The sequence below is a fragment of the Streptomyces sp. NPDC048370 genome (genome assembly GCF_043200825.1).
In the GTDB taxonomy this organism is placed as follows: domain Bacteria; phylum Actinomycetota; class Actinomycetes; order Streptomycetales; family Streptomycetaceae; genus Streptomyces.
Window position 1 is genome coordinate 1 of the sequence record NZ_JBICYI010000015.1, and the last position, 15724, is coordinate 15724.

Here is a 15724-nt window from a genome sequence, read left to right on the forward strand (position 1 = left end):
GAACTCGTCGGTGACGTCCTCGACGTCATGCGCGACCTCGCCGAGTCCGGCATGACGATGATCGTCGTCACCCACGAGATGGGCTTCGCCCGCGAAGTCGGCGACAACCTCGTCTTCATGGACGGCGGCGTCGTCGTCGAGTCGGGCCACCCCCGCGACGTCCTCACCAACCCCCAGCACGACCGCACCAAGGCCTTCCTCTCCAAGGTGCTGTAGGAGCGGGTGCAGCGCGGCTGGGGCGGTACGGGACGACCCGTACCGCCCCAGCCGTCGTCGCTCCGCACCCGGTACCGGCCCGGCGGCGCACACGTAACGCCGCTGCCTCCTGCGGCAACCGTTCGTGAACTATCTTGGGCGGCATCGGGACGAAAGGGAGGCACCCCGTGCCATCAGGGCAGCAGGCGCGCGCGCAGGCGGCGGCGATCACACCCGGCACGCAGTCCTCGGAGGCGGAGGAGGCGTCGCCCGTCGACCAGGTGCGCGCGCTCTTCGGCGGTCACCGGCTCTCCCCCGGCCAGCGGCGCATCGCCCAGTTCCTGATCGACCACCTCACCGAGGCCGCGTTCCTGTCGATCACCGAACTGGCGGAACGCGTGGGCGTGAGCCAGCCGTCCGTGACCCGCTTCGCGTCGTCGCTCGGTTTCAGCGGATACCCCGCGCTCAGGGACGCTCTCCAGCCCATCGCGCTCAGCGCGATCGCCGGATCACCCGAGGGGCGTGAGGCGCGACGGCGCAACGAACTCCAGGCGGCGGTCGACGCCGAGATCGAGAACCTGGCCTCCCTGCGCCGCTCCCTCGCGAGCACCGACCAGATCCTCGACATCGGGCGGGAGCTCGCCCGCTCCGCTCCGCTCACGGTGCTCGGGCTGCGCATCTCGGCCTCCCTCGCCGAATACTTCGCCTACGCGGCGCGGCGCATCCACCCCGATGTGCGGGTGGTGACCCGCGGCGGCAGCGTCGCCTACGACGCGCTGCTCCAGGCGCGCGAGGCGGGCGGCACCTGGGTGCTGGCCTTCGCGATGCCCCGGCACTCCAAGGAGACGCTCGCCGCCATGAAGGCAGCCCGCGGCGCCGGGCTGCGCGTCGCGCTGATCACGGACCTGGCGCTCGGTCCGCTGGTCCACGAGGCCGACGTGACCTTCACCGCCGGTACGGGCTCGCGGCTGGTGTTCGACTCGTACTCGGCGCCGGGAGTGCTCTCCGCGGCCATCCTCCAGGCCATGGCGGACGCCGATCCCGAGCGGACGCAGGTCCGGCTGGAGAAGTACGAGCAGGCATCGGAGCAGTACGACTTCTTCCTGGAGGACTGAGGACCAGGGGCCGGGGCCCTTCACACCCCTCGGTCACACTCCGCGGTCGCACCCTGCGTTCGAATGAAATTTTTCATGCCCTTGCGTACTCGACGGTATATATATTTACTACAGAGGCCCCGCGGGCACGGGCAGAACAGCGTCGGGTCGGCCCCCTCCTCCTCAGTCGACCCTTGAGTTGTTCCACAGGGAGCACTCCGCGCCTCACGGGTGCCCCCGCGGCGGCTCCGGTCAACCCCTGGGCCGGAGCCGCCGCGCCCCTCACAACAGGACCTCCCAAAGGCGACGACGATGTCCCACCACCGCCCTCCGGCCAGCGCCGACTGGCCTTACACGGTCGCGACCCCCGGCAACCGCAACTGGGAGAACACGGCCGTCCGCTGGCTTCGCGACCTCCTGCCGGCCCGTTACGGCGGATACACCACCCTCACGCACCATCCGCTCCTGCTGGCCCGCCACGCCCAGCTGCAGGTCGAGCACGAGATCCGTGCGGTAAGGGTGGCGATGCAGACGTGCCGCGCGGAGCTGCCCACCCTGGGCGTCTCCGGCCCGACGATCGAGAGCACGATCAGGCTGTACGCCACCGAACTGGAGCAGCTGAGCCGCCTGGCCCGCGGCGTCCGCCTGGTCACGACGGCGCTCCTCGCAAGCGACCAGCCCACCCGCCGCCAGGCCCGGGTCTGAACCACCCGCCCGCTCCCACCCGCCCCTACCCGAGGAACGACAGCCGCACCTGACGCTCCGGGTTGTCCTTGTTCGTGTCCACCAACCTCCGCTAAGACAACCCCAGGCGACGGCGACCGACATCAGGCAAGGCGATGACATTCGAGGCGGCAACCACAGCTACTTCGTGAACTATCGCGTGCACGTTCCCGGCAAGCCGGACTACAAGGGCTCACAAGAACCTGTGCTGAACGCCATCCAAGTCGCCCAGATCGTCGCGGTGTCCAAGAACTACCCGTGCCAAGTCAGTAGTGGCGACCCAGGTCGGGTGCGAATCGACTGGGACAAGCCCCTCGCGGCTTCTCCCTCCCCTGCCCCCAAGTGACCCGATGGAGCGCCTCGCGCGCCAAGGGGCTGCAGGGAACTGGGCAGCCCCTCAAGCGCGTGTGACTACTGGCTCACCGAGGCCCTCACTTGCGGCCGACGCCCGCGTACATCGCGAAGTCGGCGGCGGCGTCTCCGGGCGCCACGCGGAGCACGAGACCACGCCGGGCCAGCGCGACCGGCTGCGAGAGGCCGAGCGTCTTCGCCGCGGTGGCCAGGATCGTGTCGACGTCCCGCAGATCGGCGTCCAGGTAGTCGGTGCGGCCCTCGGGCGTCCCGACCAGCAGGGCACGGGCATGCACGAGGACGAGGGGGCCGTTGTCGACGTAGACGACACGCGCGTCGGGGGCGACGCGCTGGGCGACCTCGTGGGTGTTGTCCGCGCTCGGCAGCCCGAACGCCCTCAACGTAGCGCAGGGCATGTGTAACTCCGTTACCCCGATGGCGTATTGCCCGATCGCAGAACGTGCCCCACCCACCTCGCTCCTAGGCGTCGGGCGGTCCGGCGGACGCGTCGAGCTCATCCTCGACGGCGGGCACTCCGGAGGAAGGAAGCAGCTGCGGAATGCCGTCGACGATCGGATAGCGGCGGCGCAGGCGCGGGTTGTACAGAGCGCCTCCGATCTCGTCGAGGATCAGCGGCCCCTTGTCGAGCGGGCAGGCGAGGATCTTCAGCAGCGGGCTGTCAGGCTTCATGGCCGGGTTCCTTCGGAAGTGGGGGTGTCCGCGTCGTGGCGCGGCAGGGTGAGCAGGACCGTCAGTGCGAGTACGGTGCCGCCGAGACGCAGTAACAGCCGCAACCAGTCCTCGGGCAGCGGCTCGTCGAACGCGATCGTGCCGGTCACGATGGTGAACACACAGGTCACCGTCGAGCAGACCGGGACGATCAGCGAGGCCCGGCAACGCTGGAGCGCGGTCTGCGACAGCACCAGTCCGCTGACTCCTGTCAGCAGCAGGAGGTACGGATACGGGGAGGCGAGCAGAGCGGGCACGGAGCCCAGAAGGTCCGAGGTGTCCAGATGGCCGGAGACGCCCTTGATGGCGAGCGAGCTGACGCCGTAGATCAGACCGACCGCGACCGCGTAGGCCACTCCTGTGGTCGGCAGCCGATGGCGCCGGCGGGCGCGCCGCTCGGCCGCCGAGTAGAGCAGGAGCCCGGCCGCAAGGGTCGGCACGCACAGGGCCAACAGGATGCCCGTGGGCGCGCTGCGGCTGATCTCCTCTCTGGTCCCGTACAGCGAGGCCACCACCATCACCAGCGCCAGACCGATGACGGCCACCGCACGTCGCTCACGGCCGGAGGGGCGTTCACCGAGCACCACCGACGAGAGCACCAGCAGGAGAACGAGGCCGGACAGGAACAGGCCTTGGGCGGCGGCGATCGGCAGCGTGCGGTAGACGGCCAGCTGCGCCGCGAACCCCAGGGCCAGGGCCAGGGCCCCGCAGATCCACAAGGGCCTGCGGGCCAACAGGATCAGGGCCCGGCCCGGCTGGGCGGCGCTGAGCGGCGGCATGCCGGCCAGCGCACGCTTCTCCAGGACGAAGCCGGTGCTGTACAGGACGTTCGCCACCAGCGCGGCGGCCACACCCCACACCACGGGCTACACCTTTCTCGCATGTACGAGGAGGATGGAAGCGAGGGACGGCACCCCGCAGGCCAGGCGGTCCAGGGGGCGGAGCGGGCGCGGTACTCCGTGGAACGGCGCACCGGCGACCGCCACGACCTCGAACCCGGACGCCGCCACGAACTCGCGCAGCGCGCGTGCCGTGTACAGCCTCAGATGGCCCACCACCTCCTTGCCGGGTCTGCCGTGGATGCGGCGCAGACTCACCTCGGAGAACACCGGCTGGATCCCGGCGAGCAGCAGGGCGCGGTTGTACCAGGCGCCGAGGTTCGGCGTCGAGAGCATCAGATGCCCACCGGGTCGCAGCACCCTGCGCAGTTCGTCGAGGGCGCTGTCGGGGTCGACGAGGTGCTCGACGACCTCGCTGAACAGCACGGCGTCGGCACTGCCTGAGGCGAACGGCAGCCCGCTGCCGGTCAGTTCGCCCCGGACGACCTGGCTCAGGCGCGGCGCCGCCCGGCGCAGGGCGTCCTGCGACCAGTCGATCCCCACGATGCGGTGCCCGTCCAGGACGCGGGCGGCGGTCGCGCCCGCCGAGCCGTCCCCGCAGCCGACGTCGAGCACGGTCGCGGCCGGGCGGCCGGGCCCGACGGGGCCGAGCGCTGCGGCCAGCATCCGGGCCTGGCGGAGTGTACGGGCTTCCCCGGAGGCGACGGGAACGGTGGGGTTCTCGTAGAAGTCCCGCAGCCCGGGGACCGGCCGGCTCGGCGAAGTCACCGCCGGCTCGGGCGAGTTCCCGGTCTCTGTGGATCCGCCGGCGGAGAGGGTCATGACGGCCTCTTGTGGTGGTCCTGGGTGGAACGGGCTCCACCCGGTGTCGGGTCCGGACGCGGTGTGTCGCGGTGGTACGGCCCGCCGGGGCCCCGTGCGTGGTCCCGGGCTGAAGACGCCTCGGCGTCCGTCGTAGTGGCGGCCACCTCCCCGGTTACGGCTCCCGGCCCCGCCCCTGGAGCATGCGCCCCGGCCGGGGTGAGGGACGTCGTCGCCAGGGACTCCTCGAACAAGCCCACCAGGTCCGCACCGGCCGCGTCACCGAGCAGCGCCCGCGACCAGCGCAGCGTCACATGCAGTCGCCCGCCGGTGGAAGCCGCCGCCAGGCTCAGCCCGCGCGGCATCCGCGCCGGCGCGGAGAACCACACCGCCGTCGCCCGGCCGGCGTCGCCGAAGTCCAGCGCGTACGGCACGCGTCCGATGTTGGTGACCAGTGCCGTCGACGTCCAGGGCGCCGCCGCGCGCCGTGCGCCACGGGTGAGTACGCCCCGGATGCCGACGGGGAGCAGCGGTACGGTCAGCAGACTCGCCCCAGCCCCCATGGGGGCGCCCTGGGCCGACTTCAGCGCGTGGGTGCGGCGAGCGGTGGTGCGCAGCAACCGGGCCACGGCTCCCGGGTCCGGCCGCGCGCCGAGCAGCAGGTCCGTGTCGCGCGGGTCCTCGGAGGTCATCGCCACCTCGACGAGCCGGGTTCCGTTGCCCATCGGCATCTCCGTGCCGCGCGGCCGGTCGTCGACGGGCATCGTGATCCGTACCGGACCGGCCGGCCGACCCTGCGAGACGTTCCAGCGGCCCACCATCAGTGATGCGGCGACCAGGAGTTGGTCGTTGACGGTCCAGGGCGGGTGGCCTCCGGTCCGCGCCGCACGCCGCGGAACGGGCAGGTCCGCCTGCAGCATGCCGTTGCCCACGGCGCGGGCCCGTACCGGCTCGGGGCGGGAGTCCGGCGCGACGCGCACGGGGCGCGTACGGACGTCGCGGCCGGTCCCGCCCGGAGCCGGACCCGAGCGTCTCGGCCGGACCCGCCCGGTGACCGGGAGGGCGTCCACGCCGCCGTACTGTTCGGCGGTCGTCGCGAGCACCCGCAGCCCCGACGGCGCGTCGAGGGCCGTGTGATGCATCGTCAGCAGCAGTACGGTCCCGGTCCTGGCAGCCACGCCTGCCAACGACGGCTCCGGAGCGTCCACCTCGACGACTTCCAGGCGCATCGGCGGCGACAGGGTGAGCGGCGGGCATGCGCTCAGCGCGCGGGCCCGGGCCCGGGCCAATGCGTCGGGGCCGCGCCCCGCGAAGCTCACCGGGTCGCTGTCCGGTTCGCCGGTCAGCTCCCACGCGAAGGACCGCCGGTGCCGACGGCCGGGCACTTCCCGCATCAGCACCCTGGGGTGCGTCAGCAACGCCCGCTGGAAGGCAGCCCGCAGCCGTGCCGGGTCCACCCGTCCCGGCAGATGGACCTCGATGTGTACGCTCTCCGGTTCGTCGTCACTGAGGCAGTGCCGCGACACCTCGTCGACGACCGGAAAGGGAATCCGGACCCCGCCGGGAGCGGACCCGGTCCCCCTCCCTGCGGCGGTCCACGGCGCGATCACGAAGGACCTCCGCCTTCCGGTCGCCAAAGGGGCGGCCCGGGACGGTGCCCGTCGTCGGTGCTTCGCGGCCTGACCGTGACCACCGGTCCGGCTTCCGGCGCGTCGGAATCGTCGTCGCCCTCATGCCCGTCGTCATGCCCACGCCGGGCGGCCATGGACGCCGGCCGTACCGCCGTCACCAGCGCCGCGGACAGCGCCACCAGCGCGAGCACCTGCGCGAAGCCGCTGAACGCGCCCTCCCCGCCGGCGACCGGCTCCCCGGCGCCGAAGGCCGCGACAAGGCCGGCTCCGGCCATCGCCGCCGCCGCGGTCGGCACCAGCACGGCCGGCCGGAACCGTGCCGCCACGGCGAGTACGGGCACGACCAGGGCCACCGGCCCCGCCACCACCGCGACGACCGCGGTCAGCACCAGCGTTCCGAGCAGCATCCCCGGCGGCGACGGTTCGGGCAGCGCCTCGTCGGTCCCGTTGTCGTGGCGTCGGCGGCCCACGAGGGCCAGGGCGACCAGGACGACGAGCGCGAACGCACCGCCGATCAGCGCTGTCCGGTACGGCCCGGAGGGCTCGAACTCCATGGTCACCGTGCCGGACGCCCCGGCCGGGATCACCCAGGCCTGCTGCCAGCCGTCGAGGCGTACGGGCTTCAGCTCCGTGCCGCCGAGGGTGGCCTTCCAGCCGTCGTTCGCGTTCTCGTAGGTCCGCAGGTACGTGGCCTCGCCGGAGCCGGCCGACACCGAGACGGTCCGGCTGTCGTCGGTCCATCGGGTGACGGTGGCCTCGCGGCCCGACGCACCGGCGAGTTCCCGCGGAGTACCCCGGGTCAGCGTGACGTCGGTGATCACCAGCGGGCCCGCGTCACCCGCCTCCACCTCGTGGTCGCCGGACGGAAGTGCCAGGGTGCCGTCCTTCTCCTCCCCCGCGCAGAGGGCCACGGTGATCGGGCGCCGCTCGGTGAGGTCCTGGACGAGTCCGGATGCCTTCGTCTTGTGCAGGACTCCGCCCACGGCGAGGTCCGGGCCCTGGCCGCAGGGCAGTGAGAAGCGCGCGGACGGCTTCGGCCGCGGCACCCGCAGATCGGCGAGGGCGGGAACGTGCACCTCGCTCAGCCCCACGGGCAGCTGCAACCGCGCGTTCGCCACCGGATTGTGGACGGTGAGCGGGGCGACCCTGCTGATGGTGATGTCCAGCCGGTTCGTCTCGATCGCCGGGAAGCGGACCCGTCCGTTCTCGTCGACGTCGGCCACCGCGGCGCCGTGCGGGGAGCTGATCGTCACCTGCTCGGGCCGGGCGGACACCCCGCCCGCCGGCGCGAGGATGACCTCGTCGATCTTCCTCTTCTTGGGCCAGCTCAGGTGGACCACGGGCCGGTCGCCCGCGATCCAGGCGGTCGTCAGATCACCGTCGACCAGGTTGCGGGCGCTGAGTTGTGTGCCGCCGCGGCTGATGGAGTCCACCGTGGCCGTCACCCGGTTCTTCGATCCGGGGGCGGAACGGTCGAGCAGTTCGTCCAGCGCACCGCCGGGCACGGCGACGGCTCGCGCCGACACCTCGTACTCGCCCGATTCCCCGGTGCTGAACCGCCGGTGCAGCCCCACCTCGGCCGATACGGGCGACAGACCGCCGGCGTCGGTGCCGCGGTGCAGGGAGTACACGCTCGCCGCCGCGTCGGTGCGCTCCGCGTCGGCGGGCAGCGCCAGCATGCGCGTCACCTGCACGTCCGGGATCGACACCTCGGAGAATCCGGCCCCGGAGAGGCCCGGGCGCGCCTGCTGCGCGGCGACGATCGTGATCTTCATCCAGGAGGACTCGCCGGCAGGAGCCTTGACGGTCTGCGGCAGGCCGTTCGTCTGCAGGGGGCTGTCGGCCGAACCGCGGTCGGTCTCGATCCGCACCTGGGTGGGCGCCGCGCGCATCGAGTCGCCCGCCAGGGGCGTCAGTTGGATCGAGGCCGGGATGGTGGTCGGCCGGGAAAACTCCACCCTGAGCCATTGTCCGTCCGGCTCGCCCGGGCTGCCCTCGGCCCACGCGGTGTCCGGGTTGCCGTCGAAGGCGTTCACCGGGTCGTACTGCGGCAGATGGAACAGCCAGTTCCCGCTGCTGGACGCCGTCACTGCCTCGGCGCCCCGCAGTACCGCCGTCGTCTGATGGTCGGCGCCCTCCGACGGCAGGATCTGCTTGGGCTTCTCGCCCGGGTTCTGCAGGCTGCCGGAGTGGTTGCGCTCGTTCGCGGTGTACGTGTACGAGGTGTTGTGGTTGACCAGGCCGAACCGGGTGTCGGCTCGGCGCAGCCCGTCCGCGACCGCCTTCACGGGTGCGACGAGGCCCTCGGGAAGCTTGTCCCCGGCCAGTACGGCCGGCCGCTCGGTCATCGAGGGATCGGCGGACAGCTGGAGCAGCGCCTCGGGTCCGCCGCTGACCACGGCCGTGTCGGCCACGGCCGAGAGGCCGACCCTGTCGGGCCGCGCGTCGCGGTCCTGCGGCTGGTATATCTCCACGGCCTGGAGCCGCGGGTAGAGCCCCTGCACCTGGAGCGGGGTGTCGGCGGCGATGCGTCCGCCGGTCACCAGCGGGCCGAACCCGGTGACCTTGCGGTAGCCGGACGACTCCAGGGTCCGCTTCACCGTCTGCGGCGGGACATAGCCGATCTGGTCGGGGTCGAGGTCGTTGCGGACGACCACCTCGTGCATGCCGGCCCGCGCCAGGTACGCCTGGAGGCCCGGAACCTCGGAGCCCGACAGCAGCGCCTGCTCGACGGCGTCCGTCATACGGCGTGCTCCGGGAGTACCGAAGGGGACGAAGTCACGCTGGGCCCAAGGGGTCTCGGCCAGTACGTCGAACGGCTGGTCGATGGGGGATCCCCAGGTGTAGATGCCGTGCGCGGTCGCCGGTACGACCAGTGCCCGGCTGTTCGGGGCGTTGTCCTTGAGCCAGTCGGCGGCCTTGTCCCAGTGGGTGGGAAGTCTGGTGAACGCCCCGGGCTGCAGGATCGAGCCGTTGACGTACGGGAGCGCCAGACCCGGCAGGACGAGCACCGCCACGGTCGCGGGCACCCAGCGGCGACCGCGCAGGGCGCGAGACCCCCGGTTCTCGGACAACACGGCTGTCAGATGGGCCAGTCCGAGGGCGAGCGCGAGGGCAAGGCCCGGCTGGAACTTGTAGATGTTGCGGAACGGCTTCAGCGGCCCGTCCAGCCACTCCTGGACGACACCGTGAACCGGACCGCCGAATGCTCCGCCGTATCCGGCGAGCGCGACCAGTACGACGGCCAGGACGGTCAGCATCAGCCAACGGCGCTCCGGCAGGTCCCGCCGGGCCAGGCCCGCAAGCCCCAGCGCCGCGGCGAACGCCGAACCGAGAACGGTGACGACGGAGGTCGCGACGGTCCAGCCGGCCGGCAACCATGCCTCACCGAAGTTCAGATAGGCCACCCAGTTGCCGGCGCCGCGCAGCAGCTCGGTCGCGGACATGGTGGCGGTGGTGGTGTCGGCCTGCTCCACGTACGGCATGAAGTTCTCGCCGTACATTCCGAGCAGGAGGAGCGGCACCACCCACCACACGGTGGCAAGCACGACGCCCGGTATCCACCAGCCGAGCAGCGCCCGCCGGCGCCGGCCGGGCGGGCGGCTGAGCAGGTACAGACCCACGGGCAGCAGCGCCGCCAGTGTCGACGCGGCGTTCACGCCGCCCATGAAAGGGATGAGCAGGGCCGAGCGTGCGGCGGCCGTCCGGGGGCTCGCCTTCGCGGATGTCAGCGGCAGCAGCACCCAGGGCAGCAGGGCACCGGGCAGCGCGGCGGCGGAGGTCGAGCCGACGACGATCGTGAAGGTGGGCCACAGCGCGTAGACGACCGCACCGAGGACACGGGAGGCCGGCGACCCCACGCTCAGCCGTTCGGCGAGCCTGAGCGCGCCCCAGAAGGCGGCGGTCACGATGATCGACAGCCACAGCCGTTCGGCCAGCCACACCGGCACCTGCAGCAGGTCCATGAGCGCGTAGTAGGGCAGTGCCGGGAAGGCGTAGCCGACGTACTGGTTCGCTATGCCGCCGAGGCCCACGTTGCCGTTCCACAGCGAACCGAGGTCGCCGATGAAGCGCCAGGGGTCGAGGGCGACGCCGAGTTTGGTCTCGAACGTCATCTTTCCCGGTGACACCGCGATGAACGACACCAGCACGACGGCCCAGAAGCCGAACAGCAGGCGTCGTCCGCGCGGCTCGCCGGACGCCTGCGACGGCGTCGGGCCGGACTGCGGCACCCAGGGGGGCGCCTGGACCGTGGTGGTCATGACCGTTCCTCGCTTCGCATGCTCATGGGCTTCGCCTGAGAATCAGCAGCAGATTCCAGGTGGCGATCTCGCGGAGTCCCGGGACCCGGGTGATCGTGCTCGCGAGGAACGGCCAGTAACGGGACCGCGCCGTGACGACCTGCACGTCGTCGCGGCCACGGACGTGCCGAAGGGTGGGGCCGATGTGGACGGGGAAGAGGTTCTCGCCGAGCGTGTGCTTGGCCTGGCGGCCGGTGCGCCGTTCGTAGCGTTCGCGGGCCCGGTCGGCCCCGAGGTAGTGCCAGGGCGCGGTCTCGTGACCTCCCCAGGGGGAGAGCCAGTTGGTGAACGACAGGTAGATCAGTCCGCCGGGGCGGGTGACCCGTGCCATCTCGCTGATGAACGTCTGCGGGTCCGACACGTGCTCCAGCACGTTGGACGAGAAACAGACGTCCGCCGCCCCGTCGGCGAGCGGCAGGAGATATCCGTCGGCGAGCACCGCGTCCTCGGTGACCGGGCCGCGGGCGCTCAGCTCCCGCGGGTCGGGCTCGAAGAGGTAGCTCTGCGCGCCTCGGCGGCGGAACTCCTCGGTGAAGTGGCCGCTGCCGCCGCCGATGTCGACGACGATCTTGCCGGGCAGGTCGACATGACGTGCCACCTGCGCGACCGAGTCGCGGGCCAGCAGGGTGTAGCACCGTTCGGGATCGCTGGGTTCGCGCATGAACGCCCGGAAGAGGGCGGCCGACCGTCTCAGCGACGGATCCTTGAATCCACGTTCGGCGATCTCAGCCATGACCGCTCCTGCCGCGTCCCTGGAGGGCGGCGCGGGCCGCGGCCTCGGCGGCGACCTCCTGGAACTGACGGACCGTCGCGCTCCAGCGGAAGCGCTTGGCGCGCTCCGCGGCGGCCCGTCCCATGGACGCGCGCCGTTCGGTACTGAGGGACAGGGCGCACCACGCGGCGGCGAACGAGCTCTCGCCCCGGGCGAGCACGCCGGTCTCCCCGTCCTCGATGGAGTCGCACAGTCCGGGTATGTCGAAACCGATCGCGGGGGTTCCCCGGGCGGCCGCCTCGGTGACGACCAGGCCCCAGCCCTCGACGAGGGAGGGGTGCAGAAGGAGCCACGCCTCGCACATCAGCCGGTGCTTCTCGGCCTCCGACACCCGTCCGGCGAACGTCACGGCGGGGCCGGCCATGGCTTCGAGGCGTGACCGTTCGGGGCCGTCGCCCACGATGACGAGGCGGCCGCCGGTGACGGGGCGGACCCGCTCCCACAGCCTCAGGAGCAGGTCGATCCGCTTGTACTCGACCAGGCGACCGACTGCCAGGAACAGCGGCTCCTTCGCCTCGGGCAGCGGGGGGCCGGGGTCTTCGACACCGTTGTTGACGATCCGGATGCGGTCCGCGGCCACGCCGATGCCGCGCAGCTCGGAGGCGGTCGACTCGGAGACTGCCACCATCAGGTTGTCGCGGTGCGTGCCTGCCAGTGCCCAGTGCTCCAGCCTGCGTCCGAGCCGTGCCGCCGGGCCGGGGTATCGCATCTGCCAGAGATCGGTGTGCACGTGGTTGACCAGGCACAACGTCGGTCCGTGGTGCCAGAGCGGCGCCAGGTACGGCATGCCGTTGCAGACCTCGACCAGCAGGTCGCAGTCGCCGACCTCGCGGGCGAAGGTCGTCCTGGCCCGCAGGAAGTGGCCTGCGTCACCTCCCGCGGAGACCACCCGGTACTCGCGCGCGGTGGCCGGGCCGCCGCAGACGAGCGTGACCTCGTGGCCACCGGCGGTCAGACCGTCGGCTATCCGGTCGATGAGCAGTTCCGAGCCGCCGGCGGCACGGTTGGCCAGGTCGCGGCGGGCGAGGAAGGTGATCCGGTGCGGCAGGGGAATCTGGGGGGACGCGCCGTGCGGGTCGGCGACGGGCGAGCCGGCGACCGGACCGCCGGTGACGGCTTGAGCGGGAAGGGAAGGGGAGTCCTTCTGGCCGGGGGCCAGGGCGGACGCGCGCTGGGGCATAGAGGTGCTCCAACTCGGGTGCTGTGGAACGCAGGCGGGTGGGGGGACTGCCGGGCTTCCGGGGATGAAGCGCTGGGCCGAGCTCGGTGTGCGCGTACAGCGGGTTGTGGGTGCTGCGGGTTGCGGGTACAGCGGGTTGCGGGTGCTGCGGTGCCGGACCTGGACGTGAGGGTGTCCTGTCCGACACCAGAACGGCGGGAGACCCTGAGGTGAGAGCCGGTTCCACCGGGAAACACTGGTCTTACCGAGTGGTAACGTCAGTGTTCGTTCCAGCGATTCGTCCCGCTACTCACAAGGGTGACAAGTTCGAGCTGTTCGACAGGCCGCGTTTCATCACTCTTCTGAGTGTTGCGGCCGTCGCGGACCCCGCGTCAGCAGCACGGCGCCGGCCGCGACCAGCAGGCCGCCCGCGATCCCGCCCGCCAGGGGCGCGGTCTCGCCGAGCAGCTCCAGCCGGCCGCTGTCCTCGGAGGCCAGCCTCACCTGCTCGCGCCGGGTCGCCTCGGTGAACTCCAGCCGCTCGCTGGACAGCAGGGTGACCGCGTCCTTCTTCGAACCCGGGGCCCGCAGCGTCTTCGTCGGCGCGATCAGCGCGTTCATGATCCGCCCCGTTCGGGGGTCCACGGTCAGCTCGATCCTCGCGTTGGAGTACCACTCCTCGGCCAGCACCTGCCCCGGCTCCGTACTGCCCACCAGCACGCCGGGCACCAGACGGGTGCCCGTCGCGGTGGCCTCGACGGCGCCGACGAAGCGGTAGCCCTCGTGCCCGTCGACCCTGGTGACCTCGTCGAACTCCAGCGGCACGGTGGCACCCAGACTGCTGTCCCACCAGGCGTACGTACGCCTCTCGACATCGAACGGGAACTTCAGGTACGCCTCGCCCTCGAAGCCGGGCTTCTCGTCGCAGCAGTGCACCGGGAGGTTCGTCCGGCGGTCGGTCACCCAGCGTTCGGTGGTCCACTGAAAGGATTTCCGCGGGTCGGCCAGCGGCAGCGTCTTCGGCGTGTCGATCTGGGTCGACACGTCCCAGATCGCGTTTCCGCTGCGCTCGCTGGCAGCGACATCGCCCAGCACCCGGCGGGTGATCGTGATCGTCTGGTCGTCCACCGTGGCAACGGACCCGGTGTCGAAGTAGCTGCCCCGGCCTTCGAAGACCGTCGCGGAGACCGTATCGGTCGGCGTGCGTTTGGCGCGCGGCTCCACGTACCAGGCGAGCAGCTGGGTGAGCACCAGCAGAAAGACACCGGCACCCAGCAGAATCAAGGACAAAGGTGATATTGAACGACGCATTCTGGTACTCCGATACGGACGCGAGATGCGGGAGTTCAGGGCGGTGCGGGACGGGCCGCGCGCACGGATCACAGCCTGTCCGGGGCGATGAGCGACTTACCCGGTAGTAACACTGCTGTGAACGGCGAAGCTAGGTGGAGCTTGACCACCTGTCAATGCGCCTCGCATACTGACCGCGCCGGACCGGGCCGGCGCGCTGGGTGACTGACCTCATCGACTGAGAGGCCGATCATCCCCATGTCCAGACTGCTCGCTGCCCTCCTGACCTGCGTCGCCGCTGCCGCTCTGGCCACAGGCGCCGCCTTCGGAATCGTCGCCGCGCTCGACGCCGCACCCGAGCAGCAGAACGTGCCGCTCGTCACATTCCCCGACCCGCCCGCCCAAGGGTCCTCCAGCACACCTGCCCCCGGCGCGGGCTAGTTTGTGACTGTGAAGGCCCGGCTGACCGAGCTCATGAAGACCGGACATCCAGGAGCGGTGGTTTGGAAGCCTCGTCAGCATGGCGCGACGTGCCACAAGAACGGATCAAGCAGTTCGCCGACCGCGCCCTGGCGGACGTCCCCGAGCTGGCACAGGACATCCTCGCCGCGATCCAGCGGGAGTACCCGGGCCTCGTGTTCACCGTCGACGAGTCCGGCGAGCCGAAGGCCCTGGTGGCGATCCGGCACGCGCTGGAGCTCTTCGTGGAGCAGATGACCACGGGCTCGGACCGGCCGAGCGAACTTCCCGAGATGTTCCGGGACTTCGGGCGCGGCGAGGTCGCCCACGGGCGCAGCCTGGACTCCCTGCAGGGGATCTACCGGCTGGGCGTGCGCCTTTCCTGGCGACGCATGGCGGAGATCGGCCAGCAGGCCGAGATTCCGTCCTCGGCCATGTACGAACTCGCCGAGTCCGCTTTCGAGTACCTCGACGTGATGGTGGCCCAGTCGGTACGCGGCTACGCCGAAGCCATCGCCCGCCAGGCCGGGGAGCGGCTGCGTCTGCAACGTCTTCTCGTCGATCTCCTGCTCGCCGAGCACCGCTCGGATCCGTCGGCCTTCCTCGCCGACCGCGCGGCCGACGTGGGCTGGCAACTGCCCGAGAAAGTGGCGGTGGCCGTGCTGCTGCGCCCCGCCGCGGAGGCTGTCGCCCCTGCCGTGGGCGACGAGGTGCTGGTCGACATGGAGGGCGAGCGGCCGCGCCTCGTCGTACCGGACCCGGACGCCCCCGGACGCGCGGAGTTGCTGCACCGGGCGGTCACCGGATGGTCCGGCGCGATCGGCCCGTCGGTCCCCGTGGCGGAGGCCGCCACGTCGCTGCGGTGGGCCGAGGCCGCCGTCGGGATGATCGAGCAGGGCCTGCTGCCGCGAGGTCGGCTGCTGCACTGCGGCGAACACGTCGAAGCCCTGGTACTGCTGCCCGCGCGTGAGTTGATCGACGATCTGGCCCGGCGCAGGCTGGCGCAGCTGGACGAGTCCGGCGGCCCGGCGCACGCACACCGCCTCGCCGAGACACTGCTGGCCTGGCTGGAAACGCGCGGGGGTGCCCCGGAGGTGGCCGCCCGGCTCGGAGTCCACCCGCAGACCGTGCGCTACCGGCTGAGGCAGCTCCGTGAGTTGTGGGGCGACGACCTGGACGACCCGGACCGCCGCTTCGAGCTGGAGCTGGTGCTCCGTACCCGGCGGCTGCGCGGAGATCTCGTCCCGCCGCCCGAGTGACCCCGGGGCGAGGCCGGCGTACGGCCCCGGGGCGAGGCAGACGTACGGCCCGAGTGGCCCCCGGGCGAGACCGACGTACGACCCGAGTGGCCCCGGGCGAGGCCGACGTACCGCCCGAAAC

Annotated in this window: 12 protein-coding genes and 2 pseudogenes; 5 read left to right on the plus strand and 9 right to left on the minus strand. The window is 71.7% G+C overall.

The genetic code is table 11. From position 1 onward, the window contains the following. The 3 genes and pseudogenes from ACGFYP_RS27635 to ACGFYP_RS27645 all read left to right on the plus strand — a co-directional run. A pseudogene (locus ACGFYP_RS27635) lies at positions 1-216 on the plus strand (ectoine/hydroxyectoine ABC transporter ATP-binding protein EhuA); the annotation flags it as partial. A gap of 167 nt (positions 217-383) precedes the next feature. Beyond that, positions 384-1310: a MurR/RpiR family transcriptional regulator gene (locus ACGFYP_RS27640; RefSeq protein WP_393498903.1), complete on the plus strand. Its 927-nt coding sequence runs from the start codon at positions 384-386 to the stop codon at positions 1308-1310. Between the two features lie 291 nt (positions 1311-1601). Further along, complete coding sequence (locus ACGFYP_RS27645) at positions 1602-1994, plus strand: hypothetical protein (protein WP_361957563.1); 393 nt, start codon at positions 1602-1604, stop codon at positions 1992-1994. 488 nt (positions 1995-2482) lie between these two features. Here ACGFYP_RS27645 and ACGFYP_RS27650 read toward each other — a convergent pair. From ACGFYP_RS27650 to ACGFYP_RS27690, 9 genes and pseudogenes are all read right to left on the minus strand, one after another. Then, positions 2483-2752, minus strand: a pseudogene (locus ACGFYP_RS27650) (SAM-dependent methyltransferase); the annotation flags it as partial. 91 nt (positions 2753-2843) lie between these two features. After that, on the minus strand, positions 2844-3053 hold the full coding sequence (locus ACGFYP_RS27655) for a Trm112 family protein (protein WP_393498907.1): 210 nt from the start codon (positions 3051-3053) through the stop codon (positions 2844-2846). Continuing rightward, complete coding sequence (locus tag ACGFYP_RS27660; protein WP_393499327.1) at positions 3050-3943, minus strand: DMT family transporter; 894 nt, start codon at positions 3941-3943, stop codon at positions 3050-3052. Before ACGFYP_RS27660 ends, ACGFYP_RS27655 begins: the two co-directional genes overlap by 4 nt. Positions 3944-3958: 15 nt before the next feature. Next, positions 3959-4753: a class I SAM-dependent methyltransferase gene (locus ACGFYP_RS27665; protein ID WP_393498910.1), complete on the minus strand. Its 795-nt coding sequence runs from the start codon at positions 4751-4753 to the stop codon at positions 3959-3961. Then, on the minus strand, positions 4750-6342 hold the full coding sequence (locus tag ACGFYP_RS27670; protein WP_393498913.1) for a condensation protein: 1593 nt from the start codon (positions 6340-6342) through the stop codon (positions 4750-4752). Before ACGFYP_RS27670 ends, ACGFYP_RS27665 begins: the two co-directional genes overlap by 4 nt. Further along, a complete protein-coding gene (locus tag ACGFYP_RS27675) occupies positions 6339-10625 on the minus strand; it encodes an alpha-(1->3)-arabinofuranosyltransferase family protein (protein WP_393498916.1) in 4287 nt (1428 codons plus the stop codon). Before ACGFYP_RS27675 ends, ACGFYP_RS27670 begins: the two co-directional genes overlap by 4 nt. A 22-nt stretch (positions 10626-10647) precedes the next feature. Then, positions 10648-11397, minus strand: coding sequence for a class I SAM-dependent methyltransferase (locus ACGFYP_RS27680; protein ID WP_393498919.1), 750 nt, complete (start codon positions 11395-11397; stop codon positions 10648-10650). Continuing rightward, positions 11390-12616 (minus strand): glycosyltransferase family 4 protein, encoded by a 1227-nt coding sequence (locus tag ACGFYP_RS27685; RefSeq protein ID WP_393498922.1) that lies wholly within the window; start codon positions 12614-12616, stop codon positions 11390-11392. Before ACGFYP_RS27685 ends, ACGFYP_RS27680 begins: the two co-directional genes overlap by 8 nt. A 333-nt stretch (positions 12617-12949) precedes the next feature. Continuing rightward, entirely contained in the window at positions 12950-13906 is a 957-nt protein-coding gene (locus tag ACGFYP_RS27690) for a DUF3068 domain-containing protein (protein ID WP_393498925.1), read from the minus strand. A 237-nt stretch (positions 13907-14143) separates the two neighbouring features. Between ACGFYP_RS27690 and ACGFYP_RS27695 the strand changes: the two genes are divergently transcribed. Both ACGFYP_RS27695 and ACGFYP_RS27700 read left to right on the plus strand, forming a co-directional pair. Next, complete coding sequence (locus ACGFYP_RS27695; RefSeq protein ID WP_393498927.1) at positions 14144-14326, plus strand: hypothetical protein; 183 nt, start codon at positions 14144-14146, stop codon at positions 14324-14326. An 89-nt stretch (positions 14327-14415) separates the two neighbouring features. Next, positions 14416-15603, plus strand: a complete 1188-nt coding sequence (locus ACGFYP_RS27700; RefSeq protein ID WP_393498930.1) for a PucR family transcriptional regulator — start codon at positions 14416-14418, stop codon at positions 15601-15603. Positions 15604-15724 lie beyond the last annotated feature (121 nt).

What these genes read in the sequence shown, in the direction of transcription:
- ACGFYP_RS27645 (WP_361957563.1), top strand. Translation starts at nt 1,602, where the DNA reads ATGTCCCACCACCGCCCTCCGGCCAGCGCCGACTGGCCTTACACGGTC.
- ACGFYP_RS27655 (WP_393498907.1), bottom strand. Translation starts at nt 3,053, where the DNA reads ATGAAGCCTGACAGCCCGCTGCTGAAGATCCTCGCCTGCCCGCTCGAC.
- ACGFYP_RS27665 (WP_393498910.1), bottom strand. Translation starts at nt 4,753, where the DNA reads ATGACCCTCTCCGCCGGCGGATCCACAGAGACCGGGAACTCGCCCGAG.
- ACGFYP_RS27675 (WP_393498916.1), bottom strand. Translation starts at nt 10,625, where the DNA reads ATGACCACCACGGTCCAGGCGCCCCCCTGGGTGCCGCAGTCCGGCCCG.
- ACGFYP_RS27680 (WP_393498919.1), bottom strand. Translation starts at nt 11,397, where the DNA reads ATGGCTGAGATCGCCGAACGTGGATTCAAGGATCCGTCGCTGAGACGG.
- ACGFYP_RS27685 (WP_393498922.1), bottom strand. Translation starts at nt 12,616, where the DNA reads ATGCCCCAGCGCGCGTCCGCCCTGGCCCCCGGCCAGAAGGACTCCCCT.
- ACGFYP_RS27690 (WP_393498925.1), bottom strand. Translation starts at nt 13,906, where the DNA reads ATGCGTCGTTCAATATCACCTTTGTCCTTGATTCTGCTGGGTGCCGGT.
- ACGFYP_RS27695 (WP_393498927.1), top strand. Translation starts at nt 14,144, where the DNA reads ATGTCCAGACTGCTCGCTGCCCTCCTGACCTGCGTCGCCGCTGCCGCT.